This is a genomic window from Herbaspirillum sp. SJZ099, assembly GCF_007828355.1.
Classification (GTDB): domain Bacteria; phylum Pseudomonadota; class Gammaproteobacteria; order Burkholderiales; family Burkholderiaceae_D; genus Herbaspirillum.
Genome location: NZ_VIUO01000002.1, coordinates 521282 through 535413, shown reverse-complemented (window position 1 = coordinate 535413; position 14132 = coordinate 521282). Strand labels below are relative to the sequence as shown.

General features: G+C 63.6%; 16 protein-coding genes. 3 read left to right on the top strand and 13 right to left on the bottom strand.

Annotated features, from left to right (window positions below):
• Nucleotides 1–49: 49 nt before the first annotated feature.
• The 6 genes from FB597_RS07500 to FB597_RS07475 form a co-directional block, all read right to left on the bottom strand.
• Nucleotides 50–349, bottom strand: a complete 300-nt coding sequence (locus tag FB597_RS07500; RefSeq protein WP_141913714.1) for a lipid asymmetry maintenance protein MlaB — start codon at nt 347–349, stop codon at nt 50–52.
• Nucleotides 350–386: 37 nt separating this feature from the next.
• Complete coding sequence (locus tag FB597_RS07495) at nt 387–1019, bottom strand: phospholipid-binding protein MlaC (RefSeq protein WP_141913715.1); 633 nt, start codon at nt 1017–1019, stop codon at nt 387–389.
• A gap of 201 nt (nt 1020–1220) precedes the next feature.
• A complete protein-coding gene (locus FB597_RS07490) occupies nt 1221–1934 on the bottom strand; it encodes a VacJ family lipoprotein (protein ID WP_141913716.1) in 714 nt (237 codons plus the stop codon).
• Nucleotides 1931–2407: an outer membrane lipid asymmetry maintenance protein MlaD gene (mlaD, locus tag FB597_RS07485; protein WP_141913717.1), complete on the bottom strand. Its 477-nt coding sequence runs from the start codon at nt 2405–2407 to the stop codon at nt 1931–1933. The genes FB597_RS07490 and mlaD overlap by 4 nt, the downstream gene beginning before the upstream one ends.
• 23 nt (nt 2408–2430) lie before the next feature.
• A complete protein-coding gene (gene mlaE / locus FB597_RS07480) occupies nt 2431–3210 on the bottom strand; it encodes a lipid asymmetry maintenance ABC transporter permease subunit MlaE (RefSeq protein WP_141913718.1) in 780 nt (259 codons plus the stop codon).
• On the bottom strand, nt 3207–4010 hold the full coding sequence (locus FB597_RS07475; protein ID WP_186442746.1) for an ABC transporter ATP-binding protein: 804 nt from the start codon (nt 4008–4010) through the stop codon (nt 3207–3209). Before FB597_RS07475 ends, mlaE begins: the two co-directional genes overlap by 4 nt.
• A 382-nt stretch (nt 4011–4392) precedes the next feature.
• Here FB597_RS07475 and ychF point away from each other — a divergent pair, with 382 nt between their 5' ends.
• The 3 genes from ychF (at nt 4393) to FB597_RS07460 (ending at nt 7824) form a co-directional block, all read left to right on the top strand.
• A complete protein-coding gene (gene ychF / locus FB597_RS07470; protein WP_144768939.1) occupies nt 4393–5484 on the top strand; it encodes a redox-regulated ATPase YchF in 1092 nt (363 codons plus the stop codon).
• An 82-nt stretch (nt 5485–5566) separates the two neighbouring features.
• Nucleotides 5567–6475, top strand: a complete 909-nt coding sequence (locus FB597_RS07465; RefSeq protein WP_144768937.1) for an SAM-dependent methyltransferase — start codon at nt 5567–5569, stop codon at nt 6473–6475.
• A 227-nt stretch (nt 6476–6702) separates the two neighbouring features.
• Complete coding sequence (locus FB597_RS07460; protein ID WP_144768935.1) at nt 6703–7824, top strand: sensor domain-containing diguanylate cyclase; 1122 nt, start codon at nt 6703–6705, stop codon at nt 7822–7824.
• On the opposite strand, the gene FB597_RS07455 is transcribed toward FB597_RS07460, so the two are convergent.
• The 7 genes from FB597_RS07455 to FB597_RS07425 all read right to left on the bottom strand — a co-directional run bounded on the left by FB597_RS07455 (nt 7825) and on the right by FB597_RS07425 (nt 14071).
• The gene (locus FB597_RS07455; RefSeq protein WP_144768933.1) at nt 7825–8715 is read right to left on the bottom strand and encodes a DMT family transporter; all 891 of its coding nucleotides are present in this window, start codon (nt 8713–8715) and stop codon (nt 7825–7827) included.
• A gap of 310 nt (nt 8716–9025) precedes the next feature.
• Nucleotides 9026–9286, bottom strand: coding sequence for a YfhL family 4Fe-4S dicluster ferredoxin (locus FB597_RS07450; protein ID WP_050466691.1), 261 nt, complete (start codon nt 9284–9286; stop codon nt 9026–9028).
• 108 nt (nt 9287–9394) lie between these two features.
• A complete protein-coding gene (gene coaD / locus FB597_RS07445) occupies nt 9395–9883 on the bottom strand; it encodes a pantetheine-phosphate adenylyltransferase (RefSeq protein ID WP_079218081.1) in 489 nt (162 codons plus the stop codon).
• Nucleotides 9884–9919: 36 nt separating this feature from the next.
• Nucleotides 9920–10585 (bottom strand): 16S rRNA (guanine(966)-N(2))-methyltransferase RsmD, encoded by a 666-nt coding sequence (gene rsmD, locus FB597_RS07440; protein WP_144768931.1) that lies wholly within the window; start codon nt 10583–10585, stop codon nt 9920–9922.
• 10 nt (nt 10586–10595) lie between these two features.
• Nucleotides 10596–11945, bottom strand: coding sequence for a pitrilysin family protein (locus FB597_RS07435; protein ID WP_144768929.1), 1350 nt, complete (start codon nt 11943–11945; stop codon nt 10596–10598).
• 57 nt (nt 11946–12002) lie between these two features.
• Nucleotides 12003–12638, bottom strand: coding sequence for a ParA family protein (locus FB597_RS07430; protein ID WP_141913725.1), 636 nt, complete (start codon nt 12636–12638; stop codon nt 12003–12005).
• Nucleotides 12639–12700: 62 nt separating this feature from the next.
• A complete protein-coding gene (locus FB597_RS07425) occupies nt 12701–14071 on the bottom strand; it encodes a pitrilysin family protein (RefSeq protein ID WP_141913726.1) in 1371 nt (456 codons plus the stop codon).
• Between the last annotated feature and the right edge of the window lie 61 nt (nt 14072–14132).

Genomic DNA, 14132 nt, shown 5'->3' with positions numbered 1-14132 from the left:
AGACGCGAAGGCTGTCCCGGAAATGCCGCCATGACGGCGGCGACGGCCGTCAGTGATGTCGGTCGGTGGCGGAAGTGGGCGCCGCCGAGCCATTGCCGTGCAGCAGCGGGGAAACGCCATAGAGGTCGGCCAGGCTTTTCAGGTTGGCCGGCAGCTCGCCGAACTCAAGCGCCGCGCCGCGGGCCTGCGCCGCCCGGCGCCAGGCCAGGAGCGTGGCCACCGCCGACGAATCGACCTCCGTCACTGCGCTGACATCGATGCTGGCCTGGCCGGCGGCGATGGCCGACAGCCCTTCGCCCAGGACGGAGCGTGCATTGTTGACGGTCAGCGAAGCGCCGGGCTTGAACATGATGGTCTTTCTGAAACGGTAGGATCGGGCCTTGAACTTACTTCTTGCCGGCCGAGCGCGCCGCCAGTTGCTTGTTCTTATCCGACAGCGCCTTGATCAGGCCGTCGATGCCGCCCTTGTTGATTTCATTGGCGAAGGTGCCCTTGTAGGCTTCCACCAGCCAGGCGCCCAGCACGTTGACGTCATACAGCTTCCAGCCGTCGGCCTTCTTTTCCAGGCGATAGCTCAGCTGGATCGGCTCGCCGCCGCGTGCCGAGATCACTTGCGAATTCACTTCCACTTCGGTGTCGGTCGGCGCCGCGCGCAACGGCTTGAATTCGATCTTCTGGTCGCGCACCTGCGACAGCGCGCCGGAATAGGTATAGACCAGCAGGCTGCGGAATTCGGTGATCAGTTGCTTTTGCTGCTCCGGGGTAGCCTGGCGCCAGAAACGGCCGGCCGCCAGTTGGGTCATGCGCTCGAAGTCGACATAAGGCAGGATCTTCTGCTCGACCAGCTGCATGATGCGGTTGTTGTTGCCCGACTGGATGTCCTTGTCGTTCTTGGCGGTATCCAGCACTTCCGAGCTGATGCGCTTGACCAGCGCGTCCGGCGCCTCCTGGGCGGAAGCCGCGCCGGAAAAGGCCAGTGCGGAAACGGCGATGGCGATAAATTTGGTGAGCATCTTCATAAGTCTTTGTCCATTCGAATAGGAGCGGCCAATCCGCATGCCGCTGAAAGTCGGCGAGCCGGCGAAACGCCCGACGACTGCCGGCCTTCCTTCGAGACCGCGCCCCCCATCGGGTTCCCGCGCCGTCACAGACGGCGACGGATCTTACAGTTTGTGCGATTTACCGCGATTTCAAGAGGCCGGCCGCCGACGGCCGCGCCATCAAGGCTTGATCGCCTCTTCCTTCTGCTCGGCGCCGGCATTGCCGCCGTCGATCTGCGACTGGCGGCGCTGCAGGTAGGTGTCGCGCACAAAGTCGTACTTGTCCAGCGCGGCATCTTCCAGCAGGGTCGAGGCATCCAGCAGCTCGGCGCGGCGATCCACCACGCGGATCACGCTGCCGACGTTACGCCAGCGCACCGGACGCTTGTAGGTCCACAGGTCGCCATACAGGTCGACCGGCAGGCCGGCGGTATCGCGGATGGTGGACGGGCCGAAGAACGGCAGCACCACATACGGGCCGGAGCCTACGCCCCACTTGCCCAGGGTCTGGCCGAAATCGGATTTCTCGCGCGGCAGGCGGGCTTCGGTCGCCACGTCCAGCACGCCGCCCAGGCCGAAGGTGGTGTTGATGGCCACCCGCATGAAGGTCGACACGCCCTGCTCGATGCGGCCCTGCAGCAGTTGGTTGATCGACGACCACAGGTCGCCGATGTTGCCGAAGAAGTTGCCCACGCCGGTCTGCACCGGGTCCGGCACCACCGCGTCATAGGCCTGCGCGGCAGGCTTGAGCGCCACCTTGTCGACGGTGTCGTTAAAGCTGAACATGGCGCGGTTGAAGCCCTCCAGCGGATCGCTGGGGTTGTTGCTGGTGGCGCAACCGGTCAGGGCCGCGCCTGCCAGGACAAATGCGCCGATGCGTGCTGCGTAAGTCATTTCGAATCATCCTTTCCCTCTGCCGCCTTGCTGTAGAGGAACTGACCGATCAGGTTCTCCAGAACAATCGCAGACTGTGTCATTTTTATCGTATCGCCCGAGGCCAGGTTGGCAGTATCGCCGCCCGGCTCGATGCCGATGTATTGCTCGCCCAGCAGGCCCGAGGTCAGGATCTTGGCGGAACTGTCCTTGGGAAACTTGTAGCCGTCATCCATGTTGAGGGTGACGATGGCGCGGAAGGTCTGGTCATCGAAGCGGATCGAATCGACCCGCCCCACCACCACCCCCGCGCTCTTGACCGCCGCGCGCGACTTCAATCCGCCGATGTTATCGAAATTGGCCTTGACGGTGTAGGTTTTCTGGCCGAATGACATCGCGCTCATGTTGCCGGCCTTGAGCGCCAGGAACACCAGTGCGGCCACGCCCAGCAGCACGAAGATTCCAACCCAGGCGTCCAGTGATTTACGTTGCATAGTCATACCTTTTATTGATTCTGTCAGCTGAACATCAGCGCGGTCAGGAGGAAGTCCAGGCCCAGCACCATCAGCGAAGCGATCACCACGGTGCGGGTGGTGGCGCGCGCCACGCCTTCCGGCGTCGGCTGCGCTTCATAGCCCTGGAACAGCGCCACGAAGGTTACCGCGATGCCGAACACGATGCTTTTCAGCACGCCATTGGCGATGTCGTTCCACACATCCACGCCGCCCTGCATCTGCGACCAGAAGGCGCCCTCATCGACGCCGATGAGCAACACCCCGACCACATAGCCGCCGATGATGCCTACCGCGCTGAAGATCGCCGCCAGCACAGGCATGGCAATCACGCCGGCCCAGAAACGCGGGGCCACCACGCGCTGCAGCGGATTGACCGCCATCATCTCCATCGCCGACAACTGCTCGCCGGCCTTCATCAGGCCGATCTCGGCGGTCAGCGAGGTGCCGGCGCGCCCGGCGAACAGCAGCGCAGTCACCACCGGACCCAGCTCGCGCGTCAGCGACAGCGCCACCAGCAGGCCCAGCGCCTGCTCGGAGCCATATTTATTGAGCGTGTAATAGCCTTGCAACCCCAGCACGAAACCGACGAACAGGCCGGATACCGCGATGATCACCAGCGAATAGTTGCCGATGAAGTGGATCTGGTCGGTAATCAGGCGCGGACGGCGCAACAGGCCCAGCGACGCTCCCAGCATATTGAAGAACATGCGCGCGGCAAAACCGGTGCCGACGATGAATTCGCGGATGCTGCGGCCCAGGCTGGCCAGCAAATTGACGATCATGGGCGGCCTCCCAGTCCCAGGTCTTCGGCCAGCGACTTGCCCGGATAGTGGAACGGCACCGGACCGTCCGCCTCGGCATGCACGAACTGCTTCACGTAGGGATCGGTCGAGGTGCGCATCTCGGCCGGCGTGCCTTGCGCCACGATCTGCCCCTGCGACAGGAAATACACATAATCGGCGATGCCGAAGGACTCGTTGACATCGTGCGACACCAGGATCGAGGTCGAGCCCAGCGCGTCGTTCAGACGGCGGATCAGGTTGGCGGTCACGCCCATGGAAATCGGATCGAGGCCGGCGAAAGGCTCGTCATACATGATCAGCAGCGGATCGAGCGCGATCGTGCGCGCCAGCGCCACGCGGCGCGCCATGCCGCCGGAAATCTCGGCCGGCTTCAGGGCTGCGGCGTTGCGCAGGCCGACCGCGTTGAGCTTCATCAGCACCAGGTCGCGGATCAGTTCCTCGCCCAGGTCGGTGTGCTCGCGCAGCGGAAAGGCCACGTTGTCGAATACCGTCATGTCGGTAAACAAGGCGCCATTCTGGAACAGCATGCCCATCTTGCGGCGCAGCAGATAAAGCTGCTGCGTATCGAGCCCGGGGACGTTCTCGCCATCCACCGTCAGCGAGCCCTGCTGCGGCTGCAGCTGGCCGCCGATCAGGCGCAGGATGGTGGTTTTTCCCGAACCGGAACCGCCCATCACCGCCACGACCTTGCCACGTGGGAAATCCATGCGCAACCCGGTCAGGATGGGGCGGTCGCCATAACGGAAATGCAGATCGCGGATTTCTACGATATTTGGCAAAGCGGTTTCTTTGATTTCTTTGGAAAACCGACATTGTAGAGCAAAATTTACAAATCGCTTTTAAGACGGCAATACAGCGTGTAAATGGCATGCAACGAAAAAGCATGATCTTAACAATTTCAATATATTTTCATGTCAGTTGCCAGTTGTTAGCGACAGCCCTCCTTAATGACATATCAGTCATTAAAACCCTGCCGAACCAACAAATTCATTAGAACGTGGTTCATATGCAACATTTGCCTACTTCTTGAGCATGCCTGTCGATACGCACCGTCTCAACGCCCCGCAGGCATGCCATTTCGCGCCCGGCTGCGCATGCCCGCCCTAGGGCAACCCCGCCCGGCTTGATACAATGGCGGTTTTGCTTTCGGAAGAATTTGTCATGAGCCTCAAATGCGGCATCGTGGGCCTGCCCAACGTCGGAAAATCCACCCTCTTCAACGCCCTGACCAAGGCCGGCATCGCCGCCGAGAACTATCCGTTCTGCACCATCGAGCCGAACGTGGGCGTGGTGGAAGTCCCCGATCCGCGCCTGCAGGCGCTGGCCGAGATCGTCAAGCCCGAGCGCATCCTGCCGGCCGTGGTCGAATTCGTCGACATCGCCGGCCTGGTGGCGGGCGCCTCCAAGGGTGAAGGCCTGGGCAACCAGTTCCTGTCGCACATCCGCGAAACCGACGCCATCGTCAACGTGGTGCGCTGCTTCGAAGACCCGAACGTGATCCACGTGGCCGGCCGCGTCAGCCCGCTCGACGACATCGCCGTGATCCAGACCGAACTGGCGCTGGCCGACATGGGCACCGTCGAGAAGGCCATCCACCGCGAGCAGAAGAAGGCGCGCTCCGGCGACAAGGACGCCGCCAAGCTGGTGGCCCTGCTGGAACGCATCATGCCGGCGCTGGACGAAGCCAAGCCGGTGCGCGCGCTGGGCCTGGATGCGGAAGAAATGCTGCTGATCAAGCCGCTGTGCCTGATCACCGCCAAGCCGGCCATGTACGTGGCCAACGTTTCCGACTCGGGCTTCACCAATAACCCGCTGCTGGACCAGCTGACCGCCTACGCCAAGGAACAGAACGCCCCCATCGTGGCCATCTGCGCCGCCATCGAAGCCGAGATCGCCGACCTGGACGACGCCGACAAGACCGACTTCCTGGCCGACATGGGCATGCAGGAGCCGGGCCTGGATCGCCTGATCCGCGCCGCCTTCAAGCTGCTGGGCCTGCAGACCTACTTCACCGCGGGCGTCAAGGAAGTGCGCGCCTGGACGGTGCCGGTCGGCGCCACCGGCCCGCAGGCCGCCGGCGTGATCCACACCGACTTCGAACGCGGCTTCATCCGCGCCCAGACCATCGCCTACGAAGACTTCATCGCCTTCAAGGGCGAAGCAGGCGCCAAGGAAGCCGGCAAGATGCGCGCCGAAGGCAAGGAATACATCGTCAAGGATGGCGATGTGATGAACTTCCTGTTCAACGTCTGATCCCGACGCCACAGTCGGACTTTGTCTTATTGCAGTCATCGCCGGCAGGTACCCTGCCGGCATCAACCTTTATAGCGGCACCATGAGCAAGCAAGCCATCCCGTCACCGGGCAGCGGCAACAGCCGCGCCAAGCGCCCGACGCAAGCGGCCGACGCTGCGCCCCTGGCCAATGAGATCCGCCCCGGCCAGTCGATAGAACTGCTCAAGGAACTGCACATCCTCACGCGCGACGGCAAGCTCAATCAAGACAGCCGCCGCAAGCTCAAGCAGGTCTACCACCTTTACCAGTTCATCGAACCGCTGCTGACCGAGGTATTGCAGGGCCATCCGGACGTGACGCTGGTCGACCACGGCGCCGGCAAGTCTTACCTGGGGTTCATCCTGTACGACCTGTTCTTCAAGGCATTGCCGGGCGCGCCGCGCATCTACGGCATCGAAACCCGCGAAGAACTGGTGAAGAAATCCGAACAACTGGCCGCGCGCCTGGGCTTTGGCGGGATGTCCTTCGTCAACCTGTCGGTGGCCGACTCCATCGTGTCGGACCGATTGCCGCAGCAGATCGACGTGGTCACCGCGCTGCATGCCTGCGACACCGCCACCGACGACGCCATTCATTTCGCGCTGAAGAAGCAGGCCCGTTTCATCGTGCTGGTGCCGTGCTGCCAGGCCGAGGTGGCCTCGGTGCTGAACCGCCACAAGGGCAAGTCGCTGGCCAATTCGCTCACCGAGATCTGGCGCCACCCGCTGCACACGCGCGAATTCGGCAGCCAGGTCACCAATGTGCTGCGCTGCCTGCAACTGGAAGCGCACGGCTACAAGGTCAGCGTGACCGAGCTGGTGGGCTGGGAGCATTCGATGAAAAACGAACTGATCATCGCGCAATACCGCGACCTGCCGCGCCGCCGTCCGGCCGAGCGGCTGCAGGAAGTGCTGCGCACGCTGGGGCTGGAAGAGATGGGAGAGCGTTTCTTCGCGCCGCAGGTCGCTTGAAACACGAACGCCAAGAAGGGCGGCAGGAACATTTCTTGCACTGGAATGAAATAGCGGCGTTTCTAGCCACAGGGATTCAAAGCAGGACTTCAGCGCGGGGCTGAAGCTGCCGATATAGCAGCAGCCAGCATGACGCTGCCGGAGGCCACAAGCGCCGGCGGGAAAGCAAGGGGATACCGGGAAACCGGTTTGCGCAACGAGGGCCGGCCAAACGCCGGAAAATGCACATGACATCCGCTGTCGACACGGAAACGCTCATCGCCGACAACCAGCAGCTGCGGGCCGAACTGCAGGATCTGCTGCAGCAGGCGCACATCAACCAGTCCATCATCGAACGCCACCAGGCTTTCGACCTGAAGCTCATCGGCGCCAGCGAATTCCGCGAACTGATCGAGGCCATGCTGACGACCATGCCCGGCGTATTCAACCTGGAAACCGTGACGCTGTCCCTGATCGACGACGACTATGCGATCCAGCGCATCCTGCGCGATTTGCAGATCGGCCTGAACGAATTTCCCAACCTGCTGTTCCTGAAACGGCCCATCGACTTCCCCGATGAAGACGGGCGCCGCCCGTCGGCCGAGAAACCGCGCCTGGGCGAATACCTGCCGGCGCTGCACGGCCCGCTGTTTCCCAACTACCAGCCGGTCAGCGTGGCGGTGCTGCCGCTGGTGCGCCAGCATCGCCTGCTGGGCTACCTGGCGCTGGGCAGCGCCTATCGGGAACGCTTCACGCGCAAGCTGGCCACCGACTTCATCCAGCGCCTGGCGACGGTGGCCGCAATCTGCCTGGAAAACGTGATCAACAACGAGCGCCTGAAGCATATCGGCCTCACCGATCCGCTCACCGGGGTCAATAACCGCCGCTATATCGAGCAGCGCATGCAGGAGGAAGTCGCGCGCGGCCAGCGCGAACGTTCGGCGTTGTCCTGCCTGTTCATCGATATCGACCATTTCAAGCGCGTCAACGACCAGTTCGGCCACCAGAGCGGCGACGATGTGCTGCGCGAAGTGGCGGCGCGGATCAAGAAGGAACTGCGTCTGTCGGACGCGCTGGGCCGTTTCGGCGGCGAGGAGTTTGTCGTGCTGCTCACGCATGCCACGCGCGAAGATGCAGCGCGCATCGCCGAGCGCATCCGCGCCGGCATCGGCAACCGCGGCATCATGATCGAGGGCTCGCGCGATCCGCTCAAGATCACCGCCTCCATCGGCGCAGCCTCACTGGTTCCGCCGGACCGCAGCCGCCCGGCCGAGGAAGTCAAGCAGGCCATGCTCAAGGCGGCCGACCAGGCGCTCTACCAGGCCAAGGAAAGCGGCCGCGATCGCGTGGTGCTGGCGCCGCTGGCCTGATCAGGCGACCGAAGGCGCGACCGCGCGCCGGTCGCGGATGATCCACGGGGCGGCGATGATGAACACGCCGCCGACCACATCCTGGGGCCGCAGCTCGGCGGCGCCCAGCAACCACGCCGACAGGCTTGCCACCAGGATCTCCGCCAGCATGACCACCGCCGTGATGTTGGCCGGCAAGCGCGCCACACCATATTGCAGGCACAGGTTGGAGATCAGGAACAGCACCGACCACATCCCCACCAGCGGCCACGCCGCCCCCGGCGTCGCGCTTGGCCAGGCAATCGATCCCGAGAGCGCCAGCGCCACGCCCAGCAGGCAAGCCAGGAGCGCTCCGCCGCTCAGCATGGAAATGGCGCGGGCGCCGTCCGACACGCCGTGCAAGCGGCGCAGCAGCACATTGTTGACGGCGAAGCACATGCCGCCCAGCAGCGCCAGCCAATCAGGCAAGCTGCGCGGCAGCGGCAAACCCAGGCGCGGCTGGTAGAGCACGATCACCGCCCCCATCAGCCCCAGCGCCACACGCCCCAGCGAACGCGCGGTAATGGCTTCGCGCAGCACCACGCGCGCCAGCACCACGGTCCAGATCGGCATCAGGTAAAACAGCAGGATCACGCGCACCACGTCGCCATAGGCGATGGCGACGTTGAAGGCGGCATTGGTCAGCCCGGTGGCCAAGGCCACGCCGAGCAGTTCGGGATGCCGGCGCAGTTGCCCGATATCACGGCGCTTGATCGCCAGCAGCATGGCGCTGCAACCCACGAAGATCGCCGCGGTGGCCCACAGCGGATGCAAGCCCATGCCTTCCAGGGCGCGCATGCCGGTCCAGGACAGGCCCCAGATCGTGGTGTTCAACAGCAATGCCGCAATGGCAGGCTTGGGAATGTGTTGCATGCGCGTGTCTTGTCTTTGCTTGGGCCCGGGCAAAAGATAAAAGCCGGTAATCCCGTCATGCCGTTCAGTTAAGGCTCATTCTGAAGCACTCATCACAGACCCCGTTCGGGCTGAGTAGGCCCGCCAGGGCCGTATCGAAGCCAGCGTGCCAGCCTTACCGGTCTTGCCTGCCCTTCGATACGCTGCTGCGCAGCTACTCAGGGCGAACGGAGTCAGATCCGCACAAACAAAAATGCCGTTCAGCGCTTAACTGAACGGCATGACGGCAATGCCGGCTTTTATCGCAACGCCAGGATGGAAAATCCCGGGATCAGCCTTGCTTGGCTCCAGCCTGCAGGCGTTCGTACTTGTCCATCAGCTGTTCGCGGCTTTCGCGCCATGCGGGATTGAAGGGGATGCAAGCGACCGGGCAGACCTGCTGGCATTGCGGCTCATCGAAATGGCCGACGCACTCGGTGCATTTGTCCGGATTGATCTCATAGATCTGTGGACCCATGTAGATCGCTTCGTTCGGGCACTCGGGTTCGCAGACATCGCAATTGATGCAGTCGTCGGTAATCATCAGCGCCATGGCTGCTCCTTTGCGCCGCCGTTCCCGCGCCGCGCCTTGCCGTCTGCGAATTTTCCTGCTCGAACCTTCATTTCCCTACCCTGCCTGCCGTTGACGAGCGCACCGGCCTCAGCCGTTTTGCTTCGCTATCTTGGCCTTCAGCCACTTTTCGACCGAAGGAAACACGAACTTGGATACATCGCCGCCCAACTGCGCGATCTCGCGCACGATGGTGCCGGAGATGAACTGGTATTGATCCGACGGCGTCAGAAACAGGGTTTCGACGTCCGGCAGCAAATAGCGGTTCATGCCCGCCATCTGGAATTCGTATTCGAAGTCGGACACCGCGCGCAGGCCGCGCACGATCACGCGCGCATTGTTCTGGCGCACGAAGTCCTTCAACAATCCGGAAAAACTTTCCACCTGGACATTCGGATAATGTCCCAGCACTTCATTGGCAATCGACAAACGCTCTTCAAGCGAAAAAAACGGCTTCTTGTTTTTGCTGTCCGCTACCCCGACCACCAATTTGTCAAACAATCCGGAAGCGCGGCGAACCAGGTCCTCATGGCCGCGCGTCAACGGATCGAATGTCCCTGGATATACTGCAGTGACCATGGTGTCTCCTCACCGGCAATTCAATCAGAACGCGCATTATGCCTGAATTTGCGCGCCGCTTTTGCGTTGCAATAAATGATAGAACACCATGCCCGCCTTGTCCGAACGCAGCACTTCCCACGGCGCCATCCATGCCGGCGCCTGTTCGCCCTCCAGCGGAAACTCGGCTTCGGCATAAACCAGCCCGGACGGCGGCAGCAGCGCTTCGCATACCGGCAGCATCTTTTCCAGCCAGCCCTGGTGATAGGGCGGATCGATGAACACCAATTGGAATCCGCCCGGTTCGCGCTGCGCCGCATTGCGCGCCACGGCCTGCGCGTCGCCGCGAACGATGGCGATGGCATCGGCCTTGAGCTTGTCGCGGTTGGCTTCCAGCTGGCGCACCGCAGGGCCGCTCTGCTCGACCATCACGACGCGGCGCGCGCCGCGGCTGGCGGCTTCGAACCCCAGCGCGCCGGAACCGGCGAACAAGTCCAGGCAAGCCACCCGGCTCCAATCGCCATCCAGCAAATGGGTAAGCCAGTTGAACACCGTCTCGCGCACGCGGTCGGGGGTCGGGCGCAAGCCTTCGGCATCCAGCACCGGCAGCGGGGTACGCTTCCATTGGCCGCCGATGATGCGCACCTGATGCGGGCCGCGCGAGGCCGGCTTGCCGCCCTGCCCGGCCTTGGGCGCCGGACGTTTCCTGTTTGCCTGGTTCATGCCGCCGTCCTTACTGTGCGGCCGTCGCGGCGGCCGGAGCCTCTTCACCGACGATGACCGTCGACAACTGCTCGGGATGGATATGCCGGCGCAATGCCGCACGCACGTCGGCGATGCCGACCTCGCGGATGCTGCCGATCCAGCGCTCAAGATAATCCAGCGGCAAGTTGTAGAAACCGATCACGGCCATGTTTTCCAGCAGCTTGGCGTTGCTGTCGATGCGCAAGGCGAAGCCGCCGGCCAGATTATCCTTGGCCGCTTTCATCTCGGCCGCGGTCGGGCCGTCCTTGAGGAATTGGGCCAGCGTGTCGCGCACCACCTGCAGCGCTTGCCCGGTCTGCTCTTTCTGGGTCTGCAGGCCGATCTGGAACGGCCCCGGCTGCGCCAGCGGCGAGAAGCCGCTATAGACGCTGTAGGCGAGGCCGCGCTTCTCGCGCACCTCATCGGTCAGGCGGGAAACGAAACCGCCGCCGCCCAGGATGTAGTTGCCGACCGTGAGCGCGAAAAAGTCCGCATCGCCGCGCTGGATGGCGGGCGCGCCGATCAGGATGTGCGACTGCGAGGCCGGGTGTGCGATACGCACCTCGCCGCCCGTGGGTGCAGCGACGTCGGGCAATGCCGGCAACGGGGCGCCCTGCGGCAATTCTCGGGTCAGCCGCGCCGCGATCTGTTCGGCCTGCGCGCGCGTGATGTCGCCGATCATGGCGATGACGGCGCGGTTGGCCACATAGTGGGTTCGGTGGAAAGCCACGATGTCATCGCGGCCGATGGCCTGCACGCTGGCTTCGCTGGCGTCAATGGCATAAGGGTGGCTGCCGTAGATCGCCGCCATGAATGCCTTCTCGGCGATGGCCTCGGGCTTGGTCAGCTCTTCGCGGATGCCGGAAATGGCCAGCGCCTTGTCGCGCTCCAGGCCGGCTTGCGGAAAGCTGGGGTGGGCCAGGATGCGCGCCAGCAACGCCAGCGATGCATCGCGTTCGGCCGGCGACGACAGCGTGCGCAGGTTGACGCCGGCGCGGTCCTGGCCGGCGCCGGCATTGCGCTCGGCCGCGACATCGGCGAAACCGTCCAGGATCTGCGCCTCGCTCAGGCCGCCGCCCTCCTGCCCTTGGCCACCTTCCACGCCGCGCGTCAGGCTGGCCACGGTCAGTTCGGCCAGGCCGGCACGGCCGGCCGGATCTCGCCGCTGGCCGGCATCGAACTGCACGCTCACATCCAGCATCGGGATCGCATGGTTGGCCACGAACAGCACGCGCGCACCGTCGGCTTGCGTCCACGACTGGATTTGCAACGCCGCCGAGGCGGACAGCGAGAAGCCGAGGCCGATTGCCAACAACAGAAAACCGAAATATTTTTTCATGAGACCCGATACCAATTAAAAGCGATGGACGCCCGTTCCAGGGGACGTCCTGGCGCGTCATCCGCCGTGTTTCTTTTCCACCCAGTCCAGCACCGGCTGCCACTGTTCGAGGTCGCGCTGCACGCGGGAGGGGGCGATATCCCACAATGTCAGCCCGTGCGCGGCCAGTTGCACATAGTTCTGTGTATCGCGCAGGTAGCCCAGCACCGGTAGCTTGAGGCCATCGATGAAGCGATGCAGCTGCTCGGCCGAACGGGTGCGCGCGTCGACCCGCATGCCGACGATGCCTACGTCGATCTCGCCGTTGCGCACATTTTTCTCGTCGGCCAGGCGGCGCAGGAAGTCTTGCGTGGCCAGGATATCGAAGATCGACGGCTGCAGCGGCACCAACACCTTGTCGGCCATCTTCAGCGTATCGTTCAGGCGCCAACCGTGCAGGCCGGCCGGCGTATCCAGCACCACGTGGCTGGTGCCCTTGGGCGGCTTGGCAATGTCGTCCTCGCTGACCTCCCAGGTCGCAATCGGCCGGGCTTGCGGCGGCCGGATATTCAGCCAGGCGCGGGCCGATTGCTGGCGGTCGATGTCGCCCAGCAGCACGCCATGCCCGCGGCTGGCGAAATACCCGGCCAGGTTGGTGGACAGCGTGCTTTTTCCGACTCCGCCTTTGGGATTGGCGACAACGATGACAGGCATGTTTTCCTCCGAGAAGAACAGCGAACCTGGCCGATTGCAAAAAACGACGTTGCTGCCGATACTCAGTGCAGCATCCCCGGCGGCGGCGGTGCGGGCTTCTTGCCGTCCAGCGGCAGCGGCACCAGCGTGGCCACGGTCAGGTTGTCGTCCTTGAAGTATTTCTGCGCCACCGCCTGCACCTGTTCGGGCGTGACGGTCTTGAGCCGGTCGATGATGCGGTCGATGTTCTTCTGGCCGATGCCGGTGGTTTCCATCATGCCGATTTCCATGGCCTGGCCAAACACCGAGTCGCGCTTGTAGGTCTGGGACGCGATGAGTTGCGTCTTGACGCGCTGCAGCTCTTGCGGCGACACGCCGTCCCTGGCGATGCGCTCGACTTCGGCGCGCAGCAATCCTTCCAGTTGCTCGGTGGTGACGCCCTCGGCCGGGCTGCCTTCCAGCGTAAACAGCACCGGGCCGCGCGCCACGCCGCTGTAGTCGGCGCCGACCGCGGTGGCCTTGTTGCCGGTGCGCACCAGGCTGGCGGTCAGGCGGGCGTTCTCATAGCCGTCGAGCACCGCCGAGAGGACATCCAGCGCGTAGGCCTCCTGGTCCTGCTCGACATCGCGCAAACCCGGCACCTTGAAACCCAGCACCACATAGGGATTCTCGGCCGGCGCCTTGACCGTCACGCGGCGCATGCCCAACTGCTGCGGCTCGTTCTGCGGCTTTCCCGGCGGCAGCGCGTGCGGCGGGATCTTGCCGAAATACTTGTTAGCCAGCGCCAGCACGCGCCGGGCATCGACGTCGCCCGCCACCACCAGGGTGGCATTGTTGGGCGCGTACCATTGGCGGTACCAGGCGGCGATATCCTGCACGGTCATGTGCTGCAGGTCGTCCATCCAGCCCACCACCGGATGGCGATAAGGGTGTGCAGTCCAGGCGACGGCGTTGAGCGCCTCGTGGAGCAAGCCCATGGGCTGGTCGTCGGTGCGCCAGCGGCGCTCTTCCATGACCACCCGGATTTCCTTGGCGAACTCGCCGGCGTCGAACTGCAAGTTAGCCATGCGGTCGGCTTCCAGCGCCATCACGGCTTCCAGGTGGGATTTCTCGATCTGCTGGAAATAGGCGGTGTAGTCGTTGGCGGTAAAGGCATTCTCGCGCCCGCCCATCTCGGCCACCAGGCGACTGAATTCGCCGGCCTTGTGCCTCTTGGTGCCCTTGAACATCATGTGTTCCAGCGCATGCGAGATGCCGGTGGTGCCGTTGAGCTCATCGACCGAACCGACCTTGTACCAGACCATCTGCACCGCCGTCGGCGCGCGGCGGTCTTCCTTGACCACCACCTTCATCCCGTTCTTGAGCACGAATTCCTGGGCCGTCTGCGCCTGTGCCAGCGCCGCGCAAAAGCCGAAAAGACCGATGGTGAGGATGGCCCTGATCTTCAATTTCATTCGCTGTGCTCTGATAAAATGCGGGATTCATTGACCCTGGCGGCTGTGCGCGGGTCTTGTG

What these genes read in the sequence shown, in the direction of transcription:
- FB597_RS07455 (WP_144768933.1), bottom strand. Translation starts at nt 8,715, where the DNA reads ATGCAACACATTCCCAAGCCTGCCATTGCGGCATTGCTGTTGAACACC.
- ychF (WP_144768939.1), top strand. Translation starts at nt 4,393, where the DNA reads ATGAGCCTCAAATGCGGCATCGTGGGCCTGCCCAACGTCGGAAAATCC.
- FB597_RS07425 (WP_141913726.1), bottom strand. Translation starts at nt 14,071, where the DNA reads ATGAAATTGAAGATCAGGGCCATCCTCACCATCGGTCTTTTCGGCTTT.
- coaD (WP_079218081.1), bottom strand. Translation starts at nt 9,883, where the DNA reads ATGGTCACTGCAGTATATCCAGGGACATTCGATCCGTTGACGCGCGGC.
- mlaD (WP_141913717.1), bottom strand. Translation starts at nt 2,407, where the DNA reads ATGCAACGTAAATCACTGGACGCCTGGGTTGGAATCTTCGTGCTGCTG.
- rsmD (WP_144768931.1), bottom strand. Translation starts at nt 10,585, where the DNA reads ATGAACCAGGCAAACAGGAAACGTCCGGCGCCCAAGGCCGGGCAGGGC.
- mlaE (WP_141913718.1), bottom strand. Translation starts at nt 3,210, where the DNA reads ATGATCGTCAATTTGCTGGCCAGCCTGGGCCGCAGCATCCGCGAATTC.
- FB597_RS07460 (WP_144768935.1), top strand. Translation starts at nt 6,703, where the DNA reads ATGACATCCGCTGTCGACACGGAAACGCTCATCGCCGACAACCAGCAG.
- FB597_RS07465 (WP_144768937.1), top strand. Translation starts at nt 5,567, where the DNA reads ATGAGCAAGCAAGCCATCCCGTCACCGGGCAGCGGCAACAGCCGCGCC.
- FB597_RS07435 (WP_144768929.1), bottom strand. Translation starts at nt 11,945, where the DNA reads ATGAAAAAATATTTCGGTTTTCTGTTGTTGGCAATCGGCCTCGGCTTC.
- FB597_RS07495 (WP_141913715.1), bottom strand. Translation starts at nt 1,019, where the DNA reads ATGAAGATGCTCACCAAATTTATCGCCATCGCCGTTTCCGCACTGGCC.
- FB597_RS07430 (WP_141913725.1), bottom strand. Translation starts at nt 12,638, where the DNA reads ATGCCTGTCATCGTTGTCGCCAATCCCAAAGGCGGAGTCGGAAAAAGC.
- FB597_RS07500 (WP_141913714.1), bottom strand. Translation starts at nt 349, where the DNA reads ATGTTCAAGCCCGGCGCTTCGCTGACCGTCAACAATGCACGCTCCGTC.
- FB597_RS07490 (WP_141913716.1), bottom strand. Translation starts at nt 1,934, where the DNA reads ATGACTTACGCAGCACGCATCGGCGCATTTGTCCTGGCAGGCGCGGCC.
- FB597_RS07450 (WP_050466691.1), bottom strand. Translation starts at nt 9,286, where the DNA reads ATGGCGCTGATGATTACCGACGACTGCATCAATTGCGATGTCTGCGAA.